Raw genomic sequence first — 24,458 nt, forward strand, 5'->3', positions numbered from 1 at the left:
GGCAAAACTGGATCGAGGTCAGTTTTGGCAGCCCTTGGCGTGCGGGCTCGGTCTGTGGCAGGTGGCGGCGCGTCCAGCCTGATCCGCAGAGATGGATGAGGTTGGGATCGCTGCGGACTGTGTCTTCAACGCGCCGAATGCCGGCGGCCCGGCTTCGGTAGTAGTGGCCGCCTGGAGCGAAGCGACCGAATTGCTGATCGAGCGCGGCGCAGACGTCAACGCCGGGTCGAAGATTGGGGGTCCGCCCCTGATGGCGGCGGCCGCTAGAAACCGGCTTGAATTTATCACGCTGCTGTTGGTGCATGGCGCAAATCCGAACTCGACCGCGGGGAAGCAGACCCCCCTTCATGTGGCCGTCAAGCATGGCTGCCTCGACTGCGTCACGGCGCGCACCGATTGCCACAAAGTTGGCTGCGCCCGATGTCGAGAAGGGCCGGATTTATTTCGGCGGAAATTGCGACGGGTGTCACAACAACGAACCAGGCAAGGGCCGCAAGACTGGTCCGAACTTGTGGGAGGTCGTCGGCCGCGACAAGGCATCGGTGCCGGAATTCAATTATTCCAAGACTTTGCGGGATTGGGAGGGCGCGTGGACTTACGAGGATCTGAACACCTTTCTCTATGATCCCGTCCTCACCACGCCCGGTGTCCTCATGGAAATTTCCGGCGTTCCCGACGAGACCGAGCGTGTTAATCTGATTGCCTATTTGCGTACGCTAAGCGACAAGCCGATCCCTCTGCCCGTGATTGGAATCCTGTGCCGCTGGGATGCCATCGGTCCAGCGGCAAGCGGAACATCGGCCTATTTGCCTTTGCCCAGCAAGAGGTCGAGATCGACCGCGCCCGCCATCACCTTGTACCCGGCGTCGTTGGGATGGAGGTTATCGCCGCAATCGTAGTCGTCACGCAGGTATCCCGGCCTAGCCGGGTCTTCCATTACCTTGTCGAAGTCGATCACGCCGTCGAAACCGCTGCCGCTGCGGATCCATTCGTTCACGGCGACGCGGATCTTTTCCTTCTCGGGCGTGTAGTAGCCTTCGGTCGGAAGCCCTTTGAACGTGTCGGCGAAGGGGGTCAACGTCGCGGCGACAATGCGCATGCCATGCGCATGCGCGCGGGCGATGAGTTGCTTGTATCCGGTGATGATGTCTTCGGCGGTCGGTTCCTTGTCGTCCGGCGTGATTGCATTTTCGCCGGGCCAGCCGATATCGTTGATACCCATCATCAGGACGACGGTTGATACCTGAGGATGGCTGAGAACGTCGGAATCGAAACGCGCGAGCGCGTTGACACCCATGCCGTCGGTCAACACGCGATTGCCTGAAAACCCCTCGTTCACCACCGCGACATTACGATTCGCCTCGTGCAGCCGCGTGGCGATATGGTCCGGCCAGCGATTGTTGGCGTCTGGCGTCGAGCAATTGCCGTCCGTGATGGAATCGCCGAAAAACACGATCGCTTTTGAATCCTGCGCGGCGTCGACCAGTATGTCGCTCAGGAACAGACGCGATTTGAGTGTGCTGTCGGCCTTGAACGTGGCGTCGCTCGTGAAGTTACCCCGGCCGGAAATGTAGGCCGTTTGCACGCCGTCCCAATGCACAGAGGAGAGCACGGTCTTCTTCGGAAGGAAGATGCTGACCGAGATCTCGGAAAGCGCTTTTGCCGGAAGCTCGACCGGATCGCTGAGGATCGGCGCACCCGCAGAAATCACCACCGAACTCTTACCGCCCCAGGTGAGCGGTTTCGCCTGGTCAACGCTGCCGTCCTTGCCTGCGATTCCGACGCTGCCGGCGCCTATTGTCAGCGGCTTGGTCCCGAAGGCATTCGACAGGACGACACGCACGGAATTGCCGCCCACGCTGACGCGGGCGACCTGACGGACCGTCTGGTTCTCCAGGACCTCAGGCACACCGAAAGGTGCGGGAAGATCATTCGACCAGCGCGGAGCGGGTGTGGCCGCCCATGTGGTGATCCAGGCCCCCTCCTCCGCTTCTTGCGCCGCCGCCGACAAAGTTGCGATCGCGGAAGCGGCCGCCACAGCCCATATATCACGACAGCGTGAAGCCGAGGCCGTTGTCTCCCTGCTGCGGGAGAAAGCACCGATGAAATCTTATTTTTGAGACATGCTCGGTAATGCCGCCGCCGGCCACATTATGGCCGGCAAAGCTGGGAAGGAAATTGAACTTCCGTTGTGATCCAGCTACATCGAACGAGGATGACGGCCCTCCCATGCGACGAACGCGCTCCGGCCAATGAGATGTAGGCGCGACTGCAGAGTGCATTATTTAATCGATTGACTCGCGGAATGCACCGGCAGTTAATTTCCCCGGTAGGGCAAAAGAGGGGCCACGAACTGGGAGCAAACGATGACTGTGCAAAAAGAAGAGGACTATCGAACCAACAGAGCCGACTATGCCATTGCTGCGACGCATAGCCGAGCGACCGCTGAAGGCGATCGCCACGATTTACTGGCAAGAAGAAAGTCGCTGTGGGTAAAAGATCGGCGATCTGCAAAATTGGCTGCAAACCCGTCGGAAAGCTCGCCAGAGCCGAAGGCCAAACCGCGCGGTTATTGAATCAACGCCAGTCACTTCGTCCTGCTATCGTCAAGCGCGCCCCTGCGGGGGGCGGCGCCTTGCGGTTCATAGCGGCCGAAATGGAAATCGGCGGATCGGGTCTCATTACGATCGTGCTGCGCGAGTGGCTGGAAACTAACGCCTAGCTGCCAATGCGCGAAATCGACGAAAACGGACGGAGGCGCGTAGACGCGTCCTCCGCGATCGTGGAATTACCTGAATCGCCAAGCTGGGCCCCAACCTGCAAGGCCGGCGCCGTCAAGCGTTCTTATTCCACGCCCCCAGAGGCGCCGGCCGCCTTCAGAAGGAAGGCAGCGGAGTTTGGGTTATGGCCGAGCCCAGCACGCGAACTCATTCCTCCCTGAATGCCCGTTGGATTTGATCTGCCAGAGGTTTTATGAGGTAAGACATCATTGTGCGGCTGCCGGTCGAGAAGAACACCTCGACAGGCATACCGGGCGACAAGGTCAGGCCCTTCAGCCTCGTAAGCTCTGCACGTGGCAGGCTGACACGCACAGTATAGAAGCTCGTGCCGCTTCGCTCATCGATGCTGAGATCGGGGGAGATCTCACTGACTACACCATTCAGCTCTGGCGTGATCCGCTGGTTGAAGGCCGAAAATCGCAAGGTTGCGCTCTGCCTTGGCATCAGCTGATCGATGTCCTGCGGAGCCACACGTGCCTCGACGGTCAGGTCGTCTGTGACAGGGACGATCTGCATGATGAGCTCTCCCGCAGATATGACGCCACCGACCGTGTGCACGCCGAGCTGATGGACGACGCCAGTCTGCGGGCTGCGTATATCGATCCGCTTGAGTTGATCCTCGGCCGAGACCTTTTGCTCGACCAACTCCGAGAGCTTTGCCTGGACGTCACGGAGCTCGGTTGCCACCTCGCTGCGCAAATCCTGGTCGATCTGAATGATCTGCAAGCGGATTTCGGATGTATGACCCTTCGATTGCGCTATGGACGCAGTCAGCTTCCCATGTTCGCCTTCAAGCCGGACTGCGTCACGCTCAAGCGTCGTTATGCGATCGATTGAAACCAGCTTGCGTTCCCAGAGTTTGCGCATGCCGTCGAGCTCAAGCCCAATCAACTTGATTTCCTGGCTTTTAGCAGCCCTTTGCTCGGTCAGGCCGGAAACTTCTTCGCTGAGCTGAGCAATGCGCTCTCTCAACTGAGCCTTCTGGCCAGCGCGTGCCTGGCGACGAAATTCGAACAGGGACTGCTCGCCAGCCATCGCACGCCGGATCTCTGGATCGTCCTGCCGCGACGTCAGGGAAGATGGGAAGGCGATGGTGTCAGTGCCATCGCGCTCGGCTTCGAGGCGGGCCAGACGGGCCTCGAATTCGTCCAGGCCCTTGGTGACGATGGCTAAATCGGCCCGGGTCACGGTTTCATCGAGACGGATCAAAACCTGGCCCGCCTTCACGGCGTCGCCTTCTCGCACGAGGATCTGACCGACCACGCCACCCGTTGGATGCTGCACCTTTTTAACGCTGGAATGGACGACCAGCCTTCCCGAAGCAATGACGGCTCCAGAAAGCTCCGTGACCGCGGCCAGGCTTCCGGCCCCGCCAACCAGGAGCATGCAGACCGCGAGACCGCCGAACAGATAGCGTCGAATGGTCCGGTCGATCGCCGATGCCGCGTGTTGCGTCATCAGTGTGTCGCCTCCTCAGGGCCGGAGACGACCTTCAGGGGAACGCCCCCCGAACGGGTTACCTTGCTCAAGACCTCATTCTTGGGGCCAAACGCCTGGACACGGCTGTTTGCCATGACGAGTACCTGATCCAGGCTTGCGAGCGCGCTCGGCCGATGGGCGACCACGACAGCAATGCCGCCTCGCGCCCGCACGCCCTCAATTGCCGCCGCCAGCGCGGCCTCCCCTTCGGAATCGAGGTTGGAATTGGGCTCGTCCAAGATAACCAGGAACGGATCGCCATAAAGGGCCCGTGCGAGCGCGACCCGCTGTCGCTGGCCCGCCGAAAGCGCCGACCCGGCCTCGCCGATCCGCGTTTCGTAGCCTTCCGGCAGATGGACGACAAGGTCATGAACGCCGGCCGCGCGCGCAGCCGCCAGTATCTTGTCCGAAGAGGCTTGAGGTTCGAAGCGTGCGATGTTCTCGGCAATGGTGCCATCGAACAGTTGCACATCCTGCGGCAGATAGCCGACATGGTTGCCCAGCTCTTGCGGCGACCACTGGTCGAGCGTTGCTCCGTCCAGCCTGACGGTCCCGCGGGCTGGAAGCCATATCCCGGCTATTGCTCGGACAAGCGATGATTTTCCGGACGCACTCGGTCCGACAATGCCAAGGCCGGCACCCCTTTCTAGCGCGAACCCGACATCCTGCACAACCACACGACGCTCGCCGGGTGGCGTGACACAGATGCTTTCTACCGCAAGAGCAGATACAGGTGCCGACAGCGAGACACTCGAGGCAATTTCAGGAAGCAGGGCCAAAAGCTGGCTCAGCCGGGTCCATGCCTGGCGAGCACTGACGAAACCCTTCCAGTGGGCGATAGCCAGTTCGACCGGTGCGAGCGCCCGGCTCATCATAATCGAACTGGCGATCATAATACCGGCTGTCGCTTCTTGATGAATGACCAGATAGGCGCCGATCGCCAGTATCCCCGACTGCAGCATCATGCGCAGGATCTTCGAGATCGTGCCGAGCGTCCCAGCCAGGTCGCTGGCTCTTGCGTTCGTGTTGAGAAAGTCGGCGTTGACGCTTGACCAGCGCTCGGCCATGCGCGCGCCAAAGCCCATCGCCTGCAGAGCCTCTGCATTGCGACGCGTCGCCTCCGCAAGCGTATTGCGCGCTGCCGCCTGGCTGTTTGCCCTCTTCGCAGGCTCCCTGGTGCGAACTTCGGCAAGCACAGTCAGGCTAGAGAGAATGATGGCGCCTGCCAGCGCCGTCATGCCGATCCAGAGATGGAACAGGAAGCATATTGCCAGATACAGCGGCATCCAGGGCAGGTCGAAGAGCGCCGTCGGACCAGTGCTCGACAGAAACGAACGCACCTGGTCAAGATCCCGCAACGACTGAAGGCCGTCGCCTGGGAGCTTGGTGCGCAAGGGCAAACGCATAAGAGCGGTATAGACTTGCCCGCTCAATCGCGCATCCAAAGCCATCCCGATGCGCACAAGCAACCGCGACCGGATAAGCTCAAGAACGCCTTGGAAAATGAACAGCATGCCGGCAAATACGGCAAGCCCGACAAGCGTCGGCACACTGCGGCCGGGTACGACCCGATCATAGACCTGCAACATGAAGAACGAGCCGGTCAGCGCCAGAACATTGACGACGCCGCTCATCAGGGCAATTCCAGCGAACGCGCGGCGGAAAGAAGCCAAAACCGCAGCGAGGGTTGTTCGTGGCGGCTCGGACGAATGGGAATGCGACATCGCCTTCACATCGGTTCCAGTTCGGTCCCCGGCGCAAGGATCGTGCCCGCAATCAGGCTCGGTGTCTCCATACCGCAGCCACCGTCAGGTGTTGCGCCTAGATATGCCAATCGTTCAGCGCGTACGCGTGGATGTAGTCGATCTGCATTTCGGCAGGTGTCGCAAGCCCGTCGGCGGGCGCTCCCGCGAGGCCGCCAACCGCCAGATCGACCAGCATATACATGGGGTCATGCATATCGGAAGGCGTTGCGGCACGAGCGACTTCGACGTCATCGAAATACCAGACGAGTTCGTCTTCTGTCCACAGCACTCCGTAATTGTGGAACCCTTCGGTATCCGCGGCATAGGCCGTCGAGGACACTGTCGTATGAGTTCCCGTCTCGTTGGAGTGGCTTGTCATAATGAGCTTGTTTGGATCCTGACCGAGCATTTCCACGACGTCCAGTTCCGGTGGCCAGGAGCCGTCAGCCGGGAGAAGCCAAAAGGCCGGCCATACACCTTGCTTTGCGGGCATGTCAGCCCGAATTTCGAAATAGCCGTAGGTTTGTGCGAAGGACTCATAGGTCGTCAGCAAACCTGAGGTGTATTTGTAATCGTTTATGTAGGGCTGGATTGCCGCGGGAGCCCGGGCGGCGGTAATCGTGAGAACACCGTCCTCAACGCTGAACGGGTTGACGGAACGCGTCGGGGCGTAGTTGGTGTCGATATACCATTGAAGCTCCTTGTTGCTCGTGAGCGAGCTGCCGTTCGCGGCACCCCACCAGAAGTTCGAGTCCCAGGTGCCGCTCGAGCCATTCCACATGTCGAGCGTGTTGAACTCGTCCGAGAAGGTGAGTTCCAGATGCGACCTGTCCAGGGCCAGATCGAACTGGCCTGGGTTGAACTGGTCGATGGTCTTATTGGCGAAAACGAGAAACTCGTCATCGGACAGGTTAAGTCTGACGTTCGCCCCCGACTGGACCATGTTGGCGTGCACATCCTCGAAGGAGGTGAAGCCGAAGCTCCCGACGCGCGCGGTATCATCGGCGCCAAAGTCGAGGATCAGGTCACTGCCGTTGCCGGGGGTCACGACGAAAATGTCCGCCCCGGATCCGCCCTTGAGAACGTCATCGCCCTGCAAGCCGTCGAGCGTCTGTTGGCCGGAGCCGCCGGTAATGATGTTGTTTAGCTCGTTTCCGAAAGCATAGTGTTTGTCGCCGGTGACCGTCAGGTTCTCGAAATTCGCTGGGAGCTTGTAACTCATCCAGGTCGATATGGTGTCGACACCCTCGTTGGGCAGCTCGACCGCCTTGTTTTTGGAGGAATACAGATAATAGATGTCGTCGCCCTTGCCGCCGTACATCGTGACGGTAACGCTTCCGTCGGCGTACATTGAGTCGTTGTAGATGCTGCCATACAGTGTCGGGCCGGAATTCGTCGCCGAATACCACTTTATGGAGGATCCGCTGTAGGGGAGTGGAACACCCTTGGCGTTCATTACGTTGGCCATTCTGGTCCTTTCTCCTCTTTCTCCCCTCGATATCGGGCCTAACACCTATTCAGAGCAAAAGGAGCCAGTACCATTTAGCTTTCGCGTTTAGAGAGTTACCAAAAGCTTAATATGCAGCGAAGCCACTTGCCCGGGCCGCGTCACCCCTTCAAGGGCACAAGGCGTCGCACCCGGCGCTTGCCGCTCTCCTTCGGCCGCGCAATGCTAAACGCATGGCCGTTGCGCACGACGCAAGGCTTGTAGTCCGGTGCATGAGGCAGTGCGTGAAATGCAGCCTTGGCGATGGCGGGCGCGCTGCATTGTTGATATCGTACGCACAAAACAGGCGCGCAAATGACATCTGATTCAGAGAAGGCAGAAGCGGTCGAGCAGTTGCTTGATACACCTGACCTTGCAACCGCACTGGAAAGCGAACAGTTCAAAAAATTCCTTGACCAGATGCCGATCGCCATAGCCGTTTCGGACCTTGCCGCTGAGGAGCGTGTGGTCTACGCCAATCCGGAATTCGAGAAACTCTCAGGCCTGACGGCCGCCAGGCTCACGCGAGAAAACTGGGCGGCCCTTTTGGGCATAGGTCTCCATCAGCAAAAGGACAGGCCGCTTGCCGAGGCCGTGGCCGAGGGAACCGATTTGGTCGGCACCTTCAGGCTGGAGCGCAACCAGGACAAGCCGGCGCTCGTCGACGTTTATTCCAACGTGATCGAGGACGACAACGGCAAGGTGTGCTTCCGGCTGGTGGCCCTGGTCGACGTATCCGCCCATGGCGAGGCCGAAGATGAGCGCTCGGCGGAGGAGCGTGTCAGCGAGAAAGACACGCTGCTGCGCGAACTGCAGCACAGGGTGAAGAACAACCTGCAGATGATCACCGCGCTGATCCGGCTGGAAAGCCGCAACGCGACCGAGGCCGACCGGAGACGGTTTGAGCGGCTCGCCGGTCGCGTCGACGCTCTGGCGATCCTCTACCAGACGCTAACGGCCGACGAGTCGAAAGAGGAGGTCGATCTTGGCATCTATCTCAGCCAGATCGCGTCCGCGGTGATGAGTTCGCATGCAGTCGAGGGGATCCGCCTGGATATGAAGGTGGATACATATCCCGTGTCAATAAACGTCGCCATGCCGGCGGGACTGGTCGTGAACGAATTGCTGACCAATTCACTAAAGCATGCGTTCCGGGGACGCGACGGCGGCGCGATAACGCTGCACAGCATCGTCAATGGCGACGGCTGCCGGGTTATAGTGGCGGACGACGGAATCGGCCTGCCGGAAGGCGAGACGTGGCCCAAGCCACGCGCAAGCTCGGAGCGCTGATCGCGCGCTCGCTGACCGAGAACGCCAAGGCGCAGTTCGCAGTCGAGTCCAGCCCCAACAAAGGGACGAAGGTGACCATCCTTTTCAAACGGTCGGCGGCAGCAAGCGGAGCGCCTGAGCATGACCGCAATGGCACTCTTCTCGGACGGCGAGTTCGACGAGGCTGTTCTTTATGAACGCCTTCGGCTGTGGCCCGCTCTCTGCCGAGAAAGGACCAAGCATGACTCCCATCATCGGGAAGCTCTAGCGAGCGTGTCGGTCGATAACTGTAGTACTAGCCTAGACTAGAGATGCTCATGCCATGGAAGAGCAGGCTGAAACCGGGCAGTTGAGCCGAATTGAGAATTATCCCGAACTGAGAACTGAGCGACCGGATCCGACAGCACCTCGACGAAACCAAGCAGCAGGCTGCTCGGCTGAAGACTTGTCTCGATCAGATGGACGAAGGTTCATCCATGATGAAGGATGCTAGCGGCAAGCTGACCGCGATGGCCGCGGAGGCTGGTTAAGATCGCTCGCCAGCTACACGTTCGAGCACATGGAAATAGCCTCCTACACGATCCTGATGCCGCTGCTCGATCGCTCGGCCAAACCGAGGTTCTTCGGGCTTGCGAAGAGAACCTGCGAGAGGAAGTCTTGATGGCGGATTGGCTGAAAACCCATCTTCCCTCAACAACCGAGCAGTTCCTTGCGCGGGCCGAAGCGGACAGCGAAAGCGCCAAGCGGTGATTCCCAAGTCCAGCCCCCACAGCCTCGTCGGCATGTCTATCCGAGGAAAGCTAGAACCTACCCCTTCGATGTCCTGTCCCCAAAGGGCAGGAATGGATCAACCCTGCAATAGGATGACGCGATCCAGACCATGGCTGCTGCGAGTGCTCCAAGTCCGATGGTCAACACGACCCTTACTCGGGCAAGCCATGCACCACGGTCGGGTGGCAGAGAGGGCAGCTTGGGCAGGCAGGCCGGCGGTAGGCTTTCAGCCAGCTCCTCTGTTCGAGCGCAAAGATGCGCCGATCCTAAAGGAACAGATGAGGCCTTTCGGGAGTTGGCGTCCAGGGAGCTTGATACCGACCAGGAACGGCCATAGGCGGCCGGTTTCGCTCGCAGGAGTCACTTCGGGTTCCAAGATATCACATCGATAAGTCTAAAAATGAAGATAGCTCAGATTGCGCCCCGTACCGAATCCGTACCCCCAGGTTCTATGGCGGGACCGAACGAATTGTTTCATATCTGACGGAAGAACTGGTTCGGCAAGGTCATGATGTGACTTTGTTCGCCAGTGGTGATTCACGCACCTCGGCCGAACTGGTGCCGTGTTGCGACGCTGCACTGCGTCTCAATCCCAACGTCCAGAACGATATTCCTTACCATGTCATGATGTTGGAACGCGTGCGCAGACGGGCCGGTGAATTCGACGTGTTGCATTTTCACGTCGACGTCCTCCACTTCCCGATAATCCGGGAGTTTGCCCAGCAAACTCTTACTACCCTTCCCGGTCGCCTTGATCTCCCGGACCTGGCGCAGCTCTATGCGATGTTTCGGCGACCATTCCGCTGGTCTCGATGCCTTATGACCAACGCCGACCCATGCCGCCAGTCAACTGGCTCGGAACCGTGTATCACGGCCTGCCTCGCGATATTCTCCCGTACTGCCCGAAGGCCTCCGGCTATCTTGCTTTCCTCGGTCGCATCTCACCGGAAAAGGGGCCGGAAACGGCAATCGAGATCGCCGCGCGCGCCGGAATGCCGCTGAAGATCGCGGCCAAAATCGACAAGGTGGATCGATCATTCTGGGCGGAGCGAGTTGAACCCCTGGTGCTTCGCAGCCCGAACGTCGAGTTCGTTGGAGAAATTGATGAGAGCCAAAAAGCGGAATTTCTGGCCAATGCCACAGCGCTCCTGTTTCCCATAAACTGGCCGGAACCCTTCGGGCTCGTTTCCATCGAGGCGATGGCCTGTGGAACTCCCGTGATAGCCTTCAACCGCGGCGCCGTTCCAGAGGTTGTCGGTGATGGTCTGTCCGGTTTGATAGTGGACAGTCTTGACGAAGCTGTGGACGCGGTGCGGCGGGTAGGCGCCCTTGGTCGTGCCCTGGTGCGGCGGACTTTTGAAGAGCGGTTCACGGCCGAGCGCATGTGTCGTGACTATGTGGCGATCTATCAGTCGCTCATGGACGGCAAGAGAAAGCATTTGGCTCCTGAAGAGCTAGCGCTGGAAAATATTGATCTAACGCAGGCTCTGGCTCCTCTGCGGTCGCACGCTCATTAATAGAGCTCTTCGCCGATTGTGGCCAACAAGAAACGAGGGCGATCGCATGATCACAGAAATTGAGCTTGAGGAGTAAAGACGCTGTTGATGAGGATGGCTCGGTACCGGCATCAGCCGGAATAAACCTATGCCTCAACCGGCTTAGTCTCTTCTGGACAGGAGGGCTGATATGACTATTGGCGTCGAAGAACGCAAACTTGATCCCGCCTTGGTGCTGCCGGCACTCGATGAATCAGCACCGCGCGAACCGCATCGGCAATTGCGCTCAAGCACGAGGACTGCTTCATCGTCACCGACAGCTACGGCGACATACGAGGCGCCGGCGACGGGCTTTCCGCGACGACACGCGTGTGCTGTCGCGCTTCCGTCTGTTGATCGCTGGTCGCATGCCCACGTTGCTTGGCGCTTCCTTGTCGCAAGACAACATCCTTGTTCACAGCCGATCTAATCAATCTCGCCGCAGTGGGGCCAAACGGCAGTGAAGTTCCCGCGAGCGCCATACACATCGATCGGACCGGGAAGAGCTCGTGTTCGAACGCATTACTTTCACCAACTACTCCGCGCGCGAGATTGCGTTGCCGGTTCGGCTCGACTTCGATGCCGATTTCCGAGACATGTTCGAGGTGCGCGGCACCACGCGTAGGGGTCGCGGTCGTGCCCATGACGCGCTGGTCACCGAGGCAAGCGTCACATTTCGGTACGAAGGACCCGATAATGTGGCCCGCCTGTCGGTCATTGCATTTACCGTGAAGCCGGATCAGGTGCATTCTAATTACGCCGAGTTCCGCATCGTAGAGCCGTGAAGCAGGATCCTGCATCTGGGGGTCGGTCATGGCGAAGAGGTTCCGTCCAGTGACCGTTTCGTGCCGCCGCTGCGCGAGCGCGATTTGCCATGCGCTCAAAGCGCCGGCAAGGCCACCGTTTTCAGTTCCGGCCGCGGCTTCAATGACTAGCTGGCCGGCACGCGTGCCGACATCGCGCTCCTGAGAACCGACCTCGAGACCGGAGCATACCCGTATGCCGGCATCCCATGGTTCTCAACCGCCTTTGGCCGCGACGGAGTCATTCCGCCTTGGAGATGCTCTGTAAGCGCGAATTTCCCCGCACCTTGCTGTTGAGTGCTCTGATGCATGAGGTGTCCACCAGAATAGGTGGACACCTTGTGATGGAAGAAAGATGAGCAGAAACTGCGGGTGAGGCTTGTCGGTCGGGACGGGCGACGCCGATACGACCCGGCATCGAAGGACCGTCTTGTCTCGGCCTGTCTTGAGCCTGGCGTGTCGGTATCGAGGCTTGCGCTCGAACATGGGGTCAATGCGAACCTTCTTCGGAAGTGGATAAAGAAGCGGGCAGAGACCCAGTCCCTCCCGCCGTCCCCGCCACCTGCGTTCATCCCGGTTCAGATTGAAAGCACTTCGGATCGGGCCTTGCTGCGACAGAGCAGCATGGCTGCGGTGGATTTGTCGGGGACTTGCGATGGGGCACGTAGGTCGGCATCGAAAAGGACTGCGCCTTTTTCCTCTCCAGCCAAGGTGAGCGCGTCGCTGCCGAACGGCGTGAAGTTGACGCTGGAATGCGGTGATGTGGATGCATTGACGGCGACCATCGGAGCACTGGGTCATGTTCAGACTGGGCGCTGACCTGAAAGTCTACCTGCACCGCGAGCCGATCGACTTCCGGGCCGGCATCAACAGCCTTGCGGTTCTGGTCCAAGAGACGATGGCGCTCGATCCGTTTGCTCCGGCGGTTTTTGCGTTCTGCAATCGCCGTCGCGACCGGATGAAGCTCCTGTTCTTCGATCGGTCGGGCTTTGTGCTGGTCCTGAAGCGGCTGACCGAGGACAAGTTCCGGTGGCCGCGCCGGGAGGCAGCGGTGGTCACGCTTACGATTTCGGTAATTGACCGGGCAGCCGGGCTTTCACAGGATGAAGGCCCATGGCAAAGCACCGAACCCACAGCGTCGAATTCAAGCGACAGGTTTCGCAGGAGTATTTCGGCGGCGAGACCCTACATGCTCTCTCGAAGCGCCACGACATCTCACGCAATCTGATCCGGATATGGCTCGAGAAGTTTCAGGCAGGCGCTCTCGATGAGGATTCGGCAGCGGCCGATCTTCTCCAGGCTTATGAGGCGCGCATTGCCGCGCTCGAACGGTTAGTCGGCAAGCAGGCTCTGGAACTGGAGTTTCTAAAGGGGGCTCTGCATGCAGGACCGCGGCAGAGAAACAGGCCTACATCCGCGATCACCGGTCCCGAGGTCTCTCCGTCGCCGAAGGATGCCGGCTGATGGGGATCGCGCGTTCGACCTACTACGACCGCCTGGAGAAGACGTCCGACGACACCGCGATCGTCGAAGCGATCGCAGCCATCTGCGACGAGTTCGAGCACTATGGCTGGCGCCGTGTCCGTGCCGCTCTTCGGCACAAGAGCATGATCGTCAATCACAAGAAGATCCGCCGCCTGATGCGCGAGCATGACCTTCAGCCCAGAATGCGCCGCCGATTCACGGTGACCACGGACAGCGATCACAATCAGCCGATCTTCCCGAACCTCGCCCAGGACATCATCCCCGACGGGCCCAACCAACTGTGGGTGGCCGATATCACATACGTCACCGTCGTCGGCGGTTTTGCCTATGTTGCCGTCGTCCTGGATGCCTGGTCGCGGCGGGTTGTCGGATACGCCATCAGCCGCTCGATCGACGCGCGGCTGACGCTGGCGGCTTTGACCGCCGCAGTCGAAGGACGCAAACCGCCACCCGGCTGCGTGCATCATTCCGATCGCGGATCACAATATGCCGCGACAGCGTATCGTGATCACATTGCCGCCCACGGCCTGGTCGGTTCCATGGGCCGGCGCGGCAATCCCTACGACAACGCAAAGGCGGAAAGCTTCATGAAGACGCTCAAAGTCGAGGCCGTCTATCCGATGGCCTTCGAGACGTTCGCCGATATCATCGAACACCTTCCGCATTTCTTTGAGGAGGTCTACAACCGGCGACGGCTTCACTCAGCACTTGGCTATCTCAGTCCAATGCAATTCGAGGATCAACACACCCGGCAAACGGTCAAATCAGCAGCCTGACTCTGTCCGGCCCGAGGGGCCCACTCCAAGCACCGACCTGGTTTGCCTCCAAATCGCCCAGATCGTTGAAGAGCAGTGCTGATTGAAATGCCTGCATGATCCGTTTTTGCCACTCCTCGCAGAAAACGAAGGCCCGAATGATCAAGGACAAAGCCACGGTAGGCGTCGTGGTGCCCATGTTCAATGCCGAGCGAACCATTTGCGCGACCCTGACCAGCATCTGCCGGCAGAGCCACCAAGCACTGGACATTATTGTCGTCGACGATGGGTCAACGGACCGGTCCGCATCATTCGTGGCGTCCTATGCTAAAAAAGATCGGCGTATACGCCTAAAAAGCCAGGCGAACGCGGGTGTCGCGCAAGCTCGCAACAGCGGTGCCGCTTCCACCGATGCGGAGTTTCTGGCGTTTGTCGACGCGGACGATCTTTGGGCTCCATCCAAGATCGCACTGCAGTTGCGCGTTCTGCAGGAAGGCGGCCCTTCAGCAGGTCTCGCATACTGTTGGTTTGCGCATATCGACGAGGACGGCCGGGTATTCTCATTGCAAAACCAGCCCGCTAGGGATGGTCGCGTGCTCCAATGGATGTGCAGAAGCAATTTTGTCGGCAACGGAAGTTCGATGCTGATGCGTCGCTCCGCATTTGAGCGGGCGGGACAATTCGATCCTTCCCTGAGGGCCAGGAATGCACAAGGCTGCGAGGATCTTCTAATGTGTCTCAGAATTGCGGAAAGTTACGAATTCCGCGTCGTGCCTCAGCACCTCGTGGGTTACCGGATGACAAACGCCAACATGTCGAGCGATGTCATGCAGATGCTTCGTTCGTGTGAGATTGTTCTCGCCGAGTTTCGGGAAAAATATCCGCAATTCGGGAGTGATCTCGACGCCCATCTGGTCGACATGGTTCAATGGCTTGCCGTGAGAGCTTTGATTGGGGGGCGCTTTCTCGTGGCCGGCGAGCTGCTAAATAGGCTCTTTGTAACGGAACCCGGCATTGCGATCTCCTGCCTGCCCGGTATGCTGGACGAGTATTGCAGGGCGAGATTGGTTCCTCGATGGCTCAAGCTGCTCGTCAGACGGATGCGAAACGATCAAAGGGAGTTTCGGCCGCTCTTTAGCGAAATGAGCTGGTGAAGATGTCAATCCGAACAAACGCAAATGTGCCAGAAGCGGACCTGCAGAAGATGTTCGGCGCGGCCGGCTGCGCAGGTGTCCGCCATGTGGATTTAGACATCCAAGTTGCTCCTGAAGATTGCGATTCCGGCATGATCGTCATGTGGCGTGGCGGACTGCCAGTTGGACATTTGCTCAGGGGAAGCGATGGCCAGTGCCGCGCTACCCCGGTTGCGGCCGCTCGAGACTTGAGACCGACCTTACCGGTTCTGGACCTGCCGAGCGCCAGCGTGGTCATCTGCACGCGCGACAGGCCGAACGAGTTGCGGCGCTGTCTGGCTTCGCTTCCCCAGCAAAGTTTTCCACCGGCAGAGATCATCGTGGTCGACAACGCATCGAAAGGCGACGAAACGCGCCAGGTCGTTCTGGCGGCGGGTGCAATCTACCTGCGCGAGGATCGACCCGGCCTGGATATTGCGCGCAACCGAGGAGCTCAGCGGGCGTCCTCGGCTATCGTTGCATACACTGACGATGATGTTCTGCTTCATCCGCATTGGCTTGAGCGATTGGTTGCTGCCTTCGACAACCGCTCGATCGGCGCCGTGACGGGTCTTGTGCTGCCCGCCGAGATTGCCACCGAAGCCCAGCGGTTTTTCGAGACGTTCTGGAGCTTTGGGCAGGGCTATACACCACAAATCTTCCGCGCGAACGACTTCGCCGCGAGAAAGCACGAGGTGTTTCCTTCCTGGAAAATTGGTGCCGGCGCCAGCATGGCGTTCCGCCGCGAAGTGTTCGACCGAGCCGGGTTGTTCGACGAGCGCCTCGACGTCGGCCAGGCCGGATGTTCGGGTGACTCGGAATATTGGTATCGGCTGCTCGCCAATGGATATGACTGCCGCTACGAGCCTGCCTCCGTCGCGTTCCACTTTCACAGACGGACGATGGAGGGCCTGGCCAAGCAAATCTACTTCTATATGCGTGGTCACTCAGCCGCATTGCTCGTCCAGCATGAACGGACTGGCATCAAGGCGAATTTGAAGCAAGCCTTGAAGTGGAAGCCGCTTTGGTATGTCGGCCGAGTTCGTAGAAGACTCCTCGGACGCAGCGTTCCTGAGGATCGTTTCCTTTGGTCGGAAATCGCCGGCTATGTTTCCGGACTCCTGTTCTACGTTCGAACAAGGCGGGTAGTACGGCGTGGCGGATGATCCGTTTGTTTCGATCGTTGTTCCCGCGCGTAACGCGGAGGCGACGCTGGCTCAAGCTCTCGATTGTCTCCTCGGTCAGGACGTTGCTAACTGGGAAGCGATCGTCGTCGATGATGGTTCGACGGACGATACCCCGGCGGTCATCGCCAGTTATGTGGAGCAGGACGCTCGATTTCGGACTGTGAGCTCTTACGCGCATGGCGCGGCGGGGGCGCGAAACAAGGGGATTTCGGAGGCGCGCGGCCGCTGGCTGATGTTCCTTGACGCGGACGATTGGGTGGAGGCCAGCTTTCTGGCAAAAATGCTGGCCGTGTTGGAAGCCACGCCCGATTCGGTAGCTGCCTATTGCGGCTCTCGCCGAGTGATGCCCGATGGTGCACTTACCCCACCGAGCATTGCGCCCGAGGTCGCGATCCAGCCTTTCGAGACATTCGCGCGCCGCTGCGCCATCCGCACTCACGCGTTGCTGGTCGACCGGGCGACAATTGCCGAGTTGGGCGGCTTCGACGTGTCGTTGCGCACCTGCGAGGATTGGGATTTGTGGCAGCGCGTCGCGCGTTTAGGCAAACGCTGGGTGATGGTCGACGAGCCGCTCGCTTTCTATCGGGCGAGCCCCGGCTCGCTCACCCGCAATTCGACGCAAATGCTGGCAGACGCGGAAATCGTGATCGCCCGCGGCTTTTCTCCTGATCCCAGGGTCAAACACCCGGCATCGGCTCACGCCAGTGGAGCGACCGAGGCGGACGGCGGCACCGCTTCCGAAGCACTCGCGTGGTTCGCGTTGTGGAACGCCGCATCGGATTGCGGCAGCAGCGGCGGGTCGATCAACCCGCAGAGACTGCGCGCGCTCCCGGCCAGATTTGAATGGGCCCGTGAAATCGCAAAGGTGGTCTTCGACGGCCTGCTGGTAGGAAGTACATCGGTGCCGGAGCAATTGGCTGCGAGATGGGACAGATTCGGCGGGCCCGTCACCGAGCTGATTGTAGAACTCGGCAAGGTTTGGGGCGACCCTGTTGCCGGGCGCCGCGTACAATATCATCTCGAGCAACTGCTCCTCGACTTCGATGACCTTGCCGCGCCGCGCAGGCTGGCACGGACGCTTGCGATACGCGTCGATGTCCGGGATCCACGCTCGACCGAACTTCCGAAAGGGATCGATCAAATTTATACCTACCTAGTGAAGGATGGCCAGATCGAAGCGCTCGTGCAGTTCGGTGTACTCGGAAACGTGACGAGGCGTCATTGGATTGATTTGATCCTGAATTTCGTACCCTCGCAGGAGCTTATCCGCGGACTCCCCGTCTATGAGCGCACGGCGTTCCGCTTCTGGAAATGTTTCGCCCGACTTGCAGGGCGATCACCTGAACCGGCACCACAACCGGGCGCGGGAGCCGGCAAGGCAGATATGCTTGCGGCAAAGGCATTGCTGTCCATGGCGGGACGCCGGTCTGATCGGGACAGCCACTTCGGCAAACTCGCGGGATTGGCCGCGGAAGCGCAGGCGCTGGTTGGGTCGAGCGCCGAAGCTACAGAGCCTCTAGCAGCGCCGCGCCGTGCACGGGCCGCGGATGGGCACGACAACGATCGCACGTCTTTCTGGAATCGCCATTTCGCGACCGAGGATCCCTGGAACTACGGCTCGCCCTATGAGCAGGAAAAATATGAGCGGCAGCTCGAAATTTTGCCTGCCGGTCCCATCGGACGGGCGCTTGAGCTGGGCTGCGCGGAGGGCCACTTCACGCGTCAGCTGGCGTCGCGGGTGGGCCATTTGACCGCAACTGACATCTCCGCCGTAGCCATCGGGCGGGCGCGCGCGCGATGCGGCGATCAGCCGAACGTTGAGTTCGGCGTACTGGATTTCTCCGCCGACACGCTGCCGGGTGGCATGGATCTGATCGTTTGCTCGGAAGTGCTCTATTTCCTGGACGATCTCGCCGAATTGCGACGCGTCGCCAAAAAACTCGTTGAGGCGCTGGCCCCTAGTGGCAGCTTCGTCACCGCGCACGCATTCGTGCTTCGTGACAATATGGAACGAACGGGCTTTGATTGGGACAACAAATTCGGGGCACAGTTAATCTCGGAGACGCTGGCACTGACCGAAGGCCTCATCCTCGAACGGTCGATCCAGACCGAGCTCTATCGCATAGACCGCTTCCGCCGCCTGTCACCGGATGATGTGTCGATGGAAGCGAGAATCGACGAGATCCCAATCCACGCGCCAATCGAGACGGAGGTCGCGCGAAATATCGTCTGGGGTGGGGCGCGGGCCTTGCGCCGCGACGTTGCGCGTAGCGAGCGCCGGCAGCGTATCCCTGTCCTCATGTATCACAGCGTTTCCGATGAAGGTCCAGCCGCGCTCGCCCGCTATCGGGTTGCACCCGCTATGTTCGGCAGCCAGATGGCATGGTTGCGCGCCAATGGCTTTCACGCGATTATGTCCGAACAGCTGGAATGGTTCATCGCCAACCGTCAGCCTTTCGTTGGCCGCCCAGCGCTCATCACGTTCGATGACGGCTTCCAGAACTTTGCCGACCATGCCTGGCCGATCTTGCGCGCGAACAACCTGACCGCAGAAGTGTTCCTGGTGACGGACCTGGTGGGTGAAAGTGCACAATGGGACGCCGACAGTGGCCCGCCGACGCAGCTTATGGACGCCGGGACGGTGCGACGCCTCGCCGGCGAAGGTGCGTTCTTCGGAAGCCATCTGGCGACGCATCGCGCGATCGATGGCCTGTCGAGCTCTGACTTGGCCGCCGAGCTCCTGCGCTCTCGTATGTTCATCGAACGGTGGACCGGTCGGCCAACCACGGCGTTCGCGGCACCCTTCTCGGTCACCGACCGACGGCTTGGCAGGCTGGCCAAGGAGTGCGGCTATCGGATCGGCTTCGGCGGCAGATACGGGCCGGCGGACCTCGATTGCGATCCCATCGACCTTCCGCGGATCGAGATTCGCGGGGATCGCTCGCTCGATGACTTTGTTGCAATTCTAGAGGCCGTGCTCGAATGAACGGTGAACTTGTCAGTGTCGTTATTCCCGCTCACAATGCGCAAGATACAATCGACGAGACGCTCCGCAGCGTTCGCTCGCAGTCGCACGGCGAGCTCGAGATTATTGTCGTCGATGACGGCTCGCGCGATCAGACGGTCGCCATCGCCCGGCGTCACATGAAGATCGACCCGCGCGTACGCCTTATCGAGCAGGCAAACGCCGGCGTGGCCGCCGCCCGAAATACGGGGTGGCGAGCGGCGCGATCCGACTTGATCGCATTCGTCGATGCCGACGACCTCTGGGCGCCGACCAAGATCGAGCGGCAGCTGGCTGTGTTTGATCGAACGGACGAGAAAGTGGGGCTCGTCTACTGCTGGTATTTGGTGATCGATGCCGAGGGTTCGGTAACTGATGACCGGCACCGGCCAAACTGGCGGGGCGATGTGCTTGAGCGCCTCTTCCACGGTAATTTCGTCGGCAACGGCAGCGCCGCCCTGGTACGCCGGCAGGCATTGATCGACGCCGATGGGTTCGAGAGTCGGTTGCGCGAGGCGGGCGCGCAGGGTTGCGAAGATATCCTCTTTTATTGTCGCGTCGCCGAAAGGTACCACTTCGAAGTCGTCGAGGAGCCGCTGATCGGGTATCGCTCTTTGCCGCGAAATATGTCGAGCGATATGACTCGCATGCTGCGATCCTGGATACTTGTGGTGGACGAGATGCTCGGCCGCCACCCCGGTGCGGCACCGACGTTGCGCGAGGGCCTGCATTTCTATTCGACGTGGCTCCTAGAACGGACGTTGCACCAGAGGCAACCACGCCATGTCCTTCCGATCCTGTCACTGCTGCTTCGCCATCATCCGGCGATTGCCATGCGGGTCATTGCCGTCGATTTGCCGCGGACCGGCGCGCTTTTGGCCAAGGGGCTTGTGAGGAGGCTGGTGCGTGGCAGCCACCGCCCGGTTCGCTCGCATGTGGCGGCGCGCTTCCCGATCGGGGAACTTGAATGAGCGAAGCGAAACAGGCCATACGCCGCGGTGCGGTCCGTGCTTCGTTGCGCGATCTCTCGCACCTGCTTCGCATCGTCAGAAAACCGCGCTGGGCGACGCCTGCATTGCTCGCACTGGGCTTTCTGTCGTCGCTGGCCGAGACGCTCGGCATCACTCTGATCCTGTTGTTCCTCTATTTGGTTTCCAATCGGATAACGGAGGCGGGAGGTGGCTTTCAGGGCCGAGCGGTGGGCGCGGCGGTCGCTTGGTTCGGTAGCCCCACCCGGCTCGCCTTCGCGATCCTCCTGCTCATTCTCGCACGCGGAGCCTTGGCGCTGGTATACTCGTTGATAAGCTCCAGCGTCGGAGAACGGATCAGCGAACGCGCGCGCAACCTCGTCCACGAACAATATCTTAGAGTCGCATTCGGATCCATCCAACAGCACGAGCAATCGCAGCTCATGGAAGTGCTTGGGACGGAATCGTGGTTGGTCGCCCAAGCCTATGGGGCGGTCACCCGACTAATCATAAATAGCTGCTCGATCTTCGTGTTCGCCGTCTTCCTGCTCGTGATCTCGTGGAAGATCCTGCTAATCGCAGCTCTCGGTTCAATCGCGATCTCGATGATCCTGCGCATCTTTTCTCGGCCGGCTCGTGATCTGGGGCATCAGGTGAAGAAGATCCATCAGTCGCTCGGCGAGCACATGCTCATGACGCTCCAGGCGCTGCGCACTATCCGAGCCTATGGACAGGAGGCGCTTCATCAGCGCCGCTTCGTGCAATCGTCAGCGGCCGCGCGCAACGCGTCCTTGTCTCTGATCCGCCTTTCGTCATGGATCGGCCCGACCACCGAAATCGGCTATATGGGAATGCTGGGTTCTATAGTCCTGGTCTCCGGCTGGTGGCAGATCAGCTTCGAGGTGACGCTGGCCGCCGTCGCGCTGCTGTACCGGTTACAGCCGCATACGCAGGAATTCGAAAGCAACCTGCTGTTCCTGGCGCAGATGCAGCCGCAACTGCACTCGGTTTTGGAGATGATCCAGTCCGAGAACAAGGAATATCCGCCGCAGGGTACTGTCGCGCTCAGAAATTTGAACGCGAGCATTATCTTCGAGCACGTGAGCTTCGGGTATGATCCAAACGCGTTGGTGCTCACCGACGTCTCGTTCGAGATTCCACCTGGAGTAACGACCGCGCTGATCGGCGCAAGCGGTGCCGGCAAGACTACGATCGTGAATCTCCTCTTGCGGCTATACGAACCGAGCTCCGGTGTCCTCAAAATTGCGGGTACCCCGCTGCAAGACATCAAGCGGGACGATTGGTTGTCCAAGATCGCCGTCACGGGTCAGGACGTCGATCTCGTCGAGGGCACGGTGACAGATAACATCCGAATGGCCAAAGCCGACGCCACCGAAGAAGAGATCATCGCCGCCGCCCGAAGTGCCGGGGTCGCGGCATTCATCGAGGACCTTCCTGACCGCTATGACACCTGGATTGGGCAAGAGGGGCTGCGATTTTCGGGCGGCCAGCGGCAGCGCATCGGCCTCGCACGGGCTGTGTTGCGCGATCCTGACTTCCTGATCCTGGACGAGGCGATGAACGCTCTCGATACCGCGCTAGAAGACCAGGTGCGACGCGCGATCGATCGGCGGCTCGGGAAGAGGACAATTTTGCTGATCACGCACCGCATTGAAACAGCGCGCGACGCTGCAAATGTCATCTGGATAGAAAACGGCAGAGTTAAATGCCAAGGACCCGCCTCCCTCATTGTTCCTCGATACCAGCATCATCAGCATGAAATTGTGCGCGCCTCCGATGTTCAGAATGAGGTGCGGTGATTCCGTTCAGTTCTGAGTTGGCGACCGACAGGTCGGCGATGTGGGCCTTTACGTTCAGGCGACGCAGTCGCCGCTCTTTCGATGCCGGGAGGCAATCTGGAAGAGTGGCGTATCTATCGCAATCGGCTGCGGTACCAGGTAAGCGCCGTTTCGACGATGTTGTCGATTCCGGATTGTTCAGGCACCCAGCCGAGTTCCCGCTTCGCCTTTTCAGCCGCGGCCACAAGCGCTGGCGGATCACCTGCTCTGCGCGGGCCGTAAACCGCCTCAAGGCGGACTCCCGAAGCCCGGCTCACCGCCTCAATCAACTCCTTCACGGTCGTTCCAGCTCCGGTTCCGAGATTGTAAACGTGGACACCCTTGTCGCGGAGAAGCTTCTCGCCCGCCAAGACATGGGCATGCGCGAGATCGGTAACGTGAATATAGTCCCGTATGGCTGTTCCATCGCGGGTATCGAAATCGGTACCGTTGACGGTGAAGATCCGGCCCGGCCTGATCGCCGCCTCGATAGCGAGCGGAATGACGTGCGTTTCCGGTTCATGCCGTTCCCCGATCTCTCCGTCGGGGTCGCATCCGGCCGCGTTGAAATACCGCAGCACGACCGCGTTGAAACCATGGGCATCGGAGAGGTTGTCCACCATGCGCTCTATAATGAATTTCGACCATCCATAAGGATTGATGGGCGACTGCGGATGCGTTTCGTCAATCGGAGAACGAAGGGGAACGCCGTAGGACGCGCAAGTGCTCGAAAAGATCAGCTTGTCGACCCCCACCTTCAGCATTTCGTCGAGCAAAACCAGCGTTCCGAAACTGTTGTTTCGGTAGTAGAGTTCCGGATGTTGAACGGACTCGCCGACATAGGCATAGCCGGCGAAATGCGCCACCACATCTGGCCGATATTGGCGCAAGGCCGCCGCCACGGCAGCGGCGTCGGAAATGTCGCCTTCGACGAGCGGTCCCCATTTGACCGCGTCGCGCCAACCGCGCGAGAGATTGTCATACGCAATGACTGACCAGCCGGTTGCGGCGAACGCCTTGCAACAGTGTGATCCTATATAGCCGGCTCCGCCGGTGACCAAGACCGTCCTCATTCGGCAGCAGCGGGCCGGACACGGCCCGATGAAACTAGCTCTTCGAAATAGGCAATGGTCTTAGCGAGACCATCGCGCAATTCGGTTTCTGGCTTCCAGTTGAGCTCGCGCAAGGCGCGGCCGATATCCGGCTGCCGCTGCCTGGGGTCGTCGACCGGCAAAGGTAAGAACCGGATCTTTGATCGGCTTCCGGTAAGTTGGATCACAAGATTGGCCAGTTCGAGCATCGTAAATTCGACCGGATTGCCGAGATTGATCGGACCTGTAACATCATCAGCCGTTTGCATCAGGCTGACTAGACCGTCCATGAGATCGTCGACATAGCAAAATGAACGTGTCTGCTGACCGGTGCCGTACACAGTTATCGGTTCGTTTTGCAGTGCCTGCATGATGAAGTTGGACACGACACGACCGTCGTCAGGACGCATCCTCGGACCGTATGTGTTGAAGATTCGCGCGACCTTGATCCGCAGGCTATGCTGCCGCCAATAGTCGAAAAACAGTGTCTCGGCACATCGCTTTCCCTCGTCGTAACAGGACCGTGGGCCAATTGGGTTTACCGTGCCCCAATAGTCCTCGCTCTGCGGGTGAACTTCAGGATCGCCGTAGACTTCGGACGTGGATGCCTGAAGGATCTTTGCACGAACCCGCTTGGCGAGCCCCAGCATGTTGATCGCTCCATGGACGCTGGTCTTAGTCGTCTGGACCGGATCAAACTGATAGTGAACAGGGCTTGCAGGACAGGCGAGGTTGTAAATTTCATCAACTTCTATGTAGAGTGGGAACGTCACGTCGTGGCGAATGATCTCGAAGGATTTGTTGTCGAGCAGATGCAACACGTTCCTTCGACTTCCCGTGTAGAAATTGTCGAGGCATGCGACCTCGTGACCTTCCCCAAGCAGCCGCTCACACAAGAAGGAGCCAAGGAAACCAGCGCCTCCCGTGACAAGGATTCGTCTTACCTGCGGCATTTCGCGACCCTCGAGGAGAATTCAGCCCAAGCCGATAGAAAGCCAATCGTAAGGCCATTTTCCAGAAGCTAGGTTTCACTTTGCGTTACTCACAAGAAATTGTTCTCGATATGCGAGCGTCCAATGCCGGTGCCGGA

Annotated in this window: 18 protein-coding genes and 3 pseudogenes; 15 read left to right on the forward strand and 6 right to left on the reverse strand. The window is 59.7% G+C overall.

Annotated features, from left to right (window positions below):
* Positions 1 to 91 precede the first annotated feature (91 nt).
* A complete protein-coding gene (locus NKG95_RS34280; RefSeq protein WP_502913943.1) occupies positions 92 to 625 on the forward strand; it encodes an ankyrin repeat domain-containing protein in 534 nt (177 codons plus the stop codon).
* A gap of 177 nt (positions 626 to 802) precedes the next feature.
* Here NKG95_RS34280 and NKG95_RS12820 read toward each other — a convergent pair whose 3' ends face one another.
* Positions 803 to 2,011, reverse strand: a complete 1,209-nt coding sequence (locus NKG95_RS12820) for an SGNH/GDSL hydrolase family protein (protein ID WP_353040914.1) — start codon at positions 2,009 to 2,011, stop codon at positions 803 to 805.
* A 355-nt stretch (positions 2,012 to 2,366) separates the two neighbouring features.
* Between NKG95_RS12820 and NKG95_RS12825 the strand changes: the two genes are divergently transcribed.
* Positions 2,367 to 2,576 carry a hypothetical protein gene (locus NKG95_RS12825; protein ID WP_084643038.1) on the forward strand — a complete coding sequence of 70 codons (210 nt, stop codon included), beginning with the start codon at positions 2,367 to 2,369 and terminating at the stop codon, positions 2,574 to 2,576.
* Positions 2,577 to 2,927: 351 nt separating this feature from the next.
* Here the strand turns inward: NKG95_RS12825 and NKG95_RS12830 are convergent, their stop codons facing one another.
* The 3 genes from NKG95_RS12830 to eglC form a co-directional block, all read right to left on the reverse strand.
* On the reverse strand, positions 2,928 to 4,238 hold the full coding sequence (locus tag NKG95_RS12830; RefSeq protein WP_353040916.1) for an HlyD family type I secretion periplasmic adaptor subunit: 1,311 nt from the start codon (positions 4,236 to 4,238) through the stop codon (positions 2,928 to 2,930).
* Positions 4,238 to 5,983, reverse strand: a complete 1,746-nt coding sequence (locus NKG95_RS12835) for a type I secretion system permease/ATPase (protein WP_353040918.1) — start codon at positions 5,981 to 5,983, stop codon at positions 4,238 to 4,240. The genes NKG95_RS12830 and NKG95_RS12835 overlap by 1 nt, the downstream gene beginning before the upstream one ends.
* Before the next feature lie 97 nt (positions 5,984 to 6,080).
* The gene (gene eglC / locus NKG95_RS12840) at positions 6,081 to 7,472 is read right to left on the reverse strand and encodes an endo-1,3-1,4-beta-glycanase EglC (protein WP_353040919.1); all 1,392 of its coding nucleotides are present in this window, start codon (positions 7,470 to 7,472) and stop codon (positions 6,081 to 6,083) included.
* Positions 7,473 to 7,805: 333 nt separating this feature from the next.
* On the opposite strand from eglC, the pseudogene NKG95_RS12845 reads away from it, so the two are divergent.
* From NKG95_RS12845 to NKG95_RS12905, 13 genes and pseudogenes are all read left to right on the forward strand, one after another.
* Positions 7,806 to 8,956, forward strand: a pseudogene (locus NKG95_RS12845) (sensor histidine kinase).
* A gap of 240 nt (positions 8,957 to 9,196) precedes the next feature.
* Positions 9,197 to 9,289, forward strand: a complete 93-nt coding sequence (locus NKG95_RS12850; RefSeq protein ID WP_353041032.1) for a hypothetical protein — start codon at positions 9,197 to 9,199, stop codon at positions 9,287 to 9,289.
* A 641-nt stretch (positions 9,290 to 9,930) separates the two neighbouring features.
* A pseudogene (locus tag NKG95_RS12855) lies at positions 9,931 to 11,047 on the forward strand (glycosyltransferase family 4 protein).
* 386 nt (positions 11,048 to 11,433) lie between these two features.
* Positions 11,434 to 11,850 (forward strand): annotated as a pseudogene (locus tag NKG95_RS12860) (glycogen debranching N-terminal domain-containing protein).
* 384 nt (positions 11,851 to 12,234) lie between these two features.
* Entirely contained in the window at positions 12,235 to 12,687 is a 453-nt protein-coding gene (gene tnpA / locus NKG95_RS12865; protein WP_353041034.1) for an IS66-like element accessory protein TnpA, read from the forward strand.
* Positions 12,668 to 13,096, forward strand: a complete 429-nt coding sequence (gene tnpB, locus NKG95_RS12870; protein WP_353040921.1) for an IS66 family insertion sequence element accessory protein TnpB — start codon at positions 12,668 to 12,670, stop codon at positions 13,094 to 13,096. Before tnpA ends, tnpB begins: the two co-directional genes overlap by 20 nt.
* Entirely contained in the window at positions 12,982 to 13,332 is a 351-nt protein-coding gene (locus NKG95_RS12875) for a transposase (RefSeq protein ID WP_353040923.1), read from the forward strand. Before tnpB ends, NKG95_RS12875 begins: the two co-directional genes overlap by 115 nt.
* Positions 13,281 to 14,129 carry an IS3 family transposase gene (locus NKG95_RS12880; RefSeq protein WP_353041036.1) on the forward strand — a complete coding sequence of 283 codons (849 nt, stop codon included), beginning with the start codon at positions 13,281 to 13,283 and terminating at the stop codon, positions 14,127 to 14,129. Before NKG95_RS12875 ends, NKG95_RS12880 begins: the two co-directional genes overlap by 52 nt.
* Positions 14,130 to 14,266: 137 nt before the next feature.
* Positions 14,267 to 15,262: a glycosyltransferase family 2 protein gene (locus tag NKG95_RS12885; RefSeq protein WP_353040925.1), complete on the forward strand. Its 996-nt coding sequence runs from the start codon at positions 14,267 to 14,269 to the stop codon at positions 15,260 to 15,262.
* 2 nt (positions 15,263 to 15,264) lie between these two features.
* Positions 15,265 to 16,446: a glycosyltransferase family 2 protein gene (locus NKG95_RS12890; protein ID WP_353041038.1), complete on the forward strand. Its 1,182-nt coding sequence runs from the start codon at positions 15,265 to 15,267 to the stop codon at positions 16,444 to 16,446.
* The gene (locus NKG95_RS12895) at positions 16,436 to 19,453 is read left to right on the forward strand and encodes a trifunctional glycosyltransferase/class I SAM-dependent methyltransferase/polysaccharide deacetylase (protein ID WP_353040926.1); all 3,018 of its coding nucleotides are present in this window, start codon (positions 16,436 to 16,438) and stop codon (positions 19,451 to 19,453) included. Before NKG95_RS12890 ends, NKG95_RS12895 begins: the two co-directional genes overlap by 11 nt.
* On the forward strand, positions 19,450 to 20,442 hold the full coding sequence (locus tag NKG95_RS12900; protein ID WP_353040928.1) for a glycosyltransferase family 2 protein: 993 nt from the start codon (positions 19,450 to 19,452) through the stop codon (positions 20,440 to 20,442). The genes NKG95_RS12895 and NKG95_RS12900 overlap by 4 nt, the downstream gene beginning before the upstream one ends.
* On the forward strand, positions 20,439 to 22,259 hold the full coding sequence (locus tag NKG95_RS12905; protein WP_353040930.1) for an ABC transporter ATP-binding protein: 1,821 nt from the start codon (positions 20,439 to 20,441) through the stop codon (positions 22,257 to 22,259). The genes NKG95_RS12900 and NKG95_RS12905 overlap by 4 nt, the downstream gene beginning before the upstream one ends.
* Positions 22,260 to 22,372: 113 nt before the next feature.
* Here NKG95_RS12905 and galE read toward each other — a convergent pair whose 3' ends face one another.
* Entirely contained in the window at positions 22,373 to 23,350 is a 978-nt protein-coding gene (gene galE / locus NKG95_RS12910) for a UDP-glucose 4-epimerase GalE (RefSeq protein WP_353040932.1), read from the reverse strand.
* A complete protein-coding gene (locus NKG95_RS12915; RefSeq protein WP_353040933.1) occupies positions 23,347 to 24,321 on the reverse strand; it encodes a UDP-glucuronic acid decarboxylase family protein in 975 nt (324 codons plus the stop codon). The genes galE and NKG95_RS12915 overlap by 4 nt, the downstream gene beginning before the upstream one ends.
* Between the last annotated feature and the right edge of the window lie 137 nt (positions 24,322 to 24,458).

This window comes from Mesorhizobium sp. M1423, assembly GCF_040317575.1.
GTDB lineage: Bacteria > Pseudomonadota > Alphaproteobacteria > Rhizobiales > Rhizobiaceae > Mesorhizobium.

Coding starts and splice junctions, on each gene's coding strand:
- NKG95_RS12875 (WP_353040923.1), top strand. CDS start 12,982: ATGGCAAAGCACCGAACCCACAGCGTCGAATTCAAGCGACAGGTTTCG.
- galE (WP_353040932.1), bottom strand. CDS start 23,350: ATGAGGACGGTCTTGGTCACCGGCGGAGCCGGCTATATAGGATCACAC.
- NKG95_RS12830 (WP_353040916.1), bottom strand. CDS start 4,238: ATGACGCAACACGCGGCATCGGCGATCGACCGGACCATTCGACGCTAT.
- NKG95_RS12890 (WP_353041038.1), top strand. CDS start 15,265: ATGTCAATCCGAACAAACGCAAATGTGCCAGAAGCGGACCTGCAGAAG.
- NKG95_RS12900 (WP_353040928.1), top strand. CDS start 19,450: ATGAACGGTGAACTTGTCAGTGTCGTTATTCCCGCTCACAATGCGCAA.
- NKG95_RS12885 (WP_353040925.1), top strand. CDS start 14,267: ATGATCAAGGACAAAGCCACGGTAGGCGTCGTGGTGCCCATGTTCAAT.
- NKG95_RS12905 (WP_353040930.1), top strand. CDS start 20,439: ATGAGCGAAGCGAAACAGGCCATACGCCGCGGTGCGGTCCGTGCTTCG.
- tnpB (WP_353040921.1), top strand. CDS start 12,668: ATGTTCAGACTGGGCGCTGACCTGAAAGTCTACCTGCACCGCGAGCCG.
- NKG95_RS12915 (WP_353040933.1), bottom strand. CDS start 24,321: ATGCCGCAGGTAAGACGAATCCTTGTCACGGGAGGCGCTGGTTTCCTT.
- NKG95_RS34280 (WP_502913943.1), top strand. CDS start 92: ATGGATGAGGTTGGGATCGCTGCGGACTGTGTCTTCAACGCGCCGAAT.
- NKG95_RS12825 (WP_084643038.1), top strand. CDS start 2,367: ATGACTGTGCAAAAAGAAGAGGACTATCGAACCAACAGAGCCGACTAT.
- NKG95_RS12835 (WP_353040918.1), bottom strand. CDS start 5,983: ATGTCGCATTCCCATTCGTCCGAGCCGCCACGAACAACCCTCGCTGCG.
- eglC (WP_353040919.1), bottom strand. CDS start 7,472: ATGGCCAACGTAATGAACGCCAAGGGTGTTCCACTCCCCTACAGCGGA.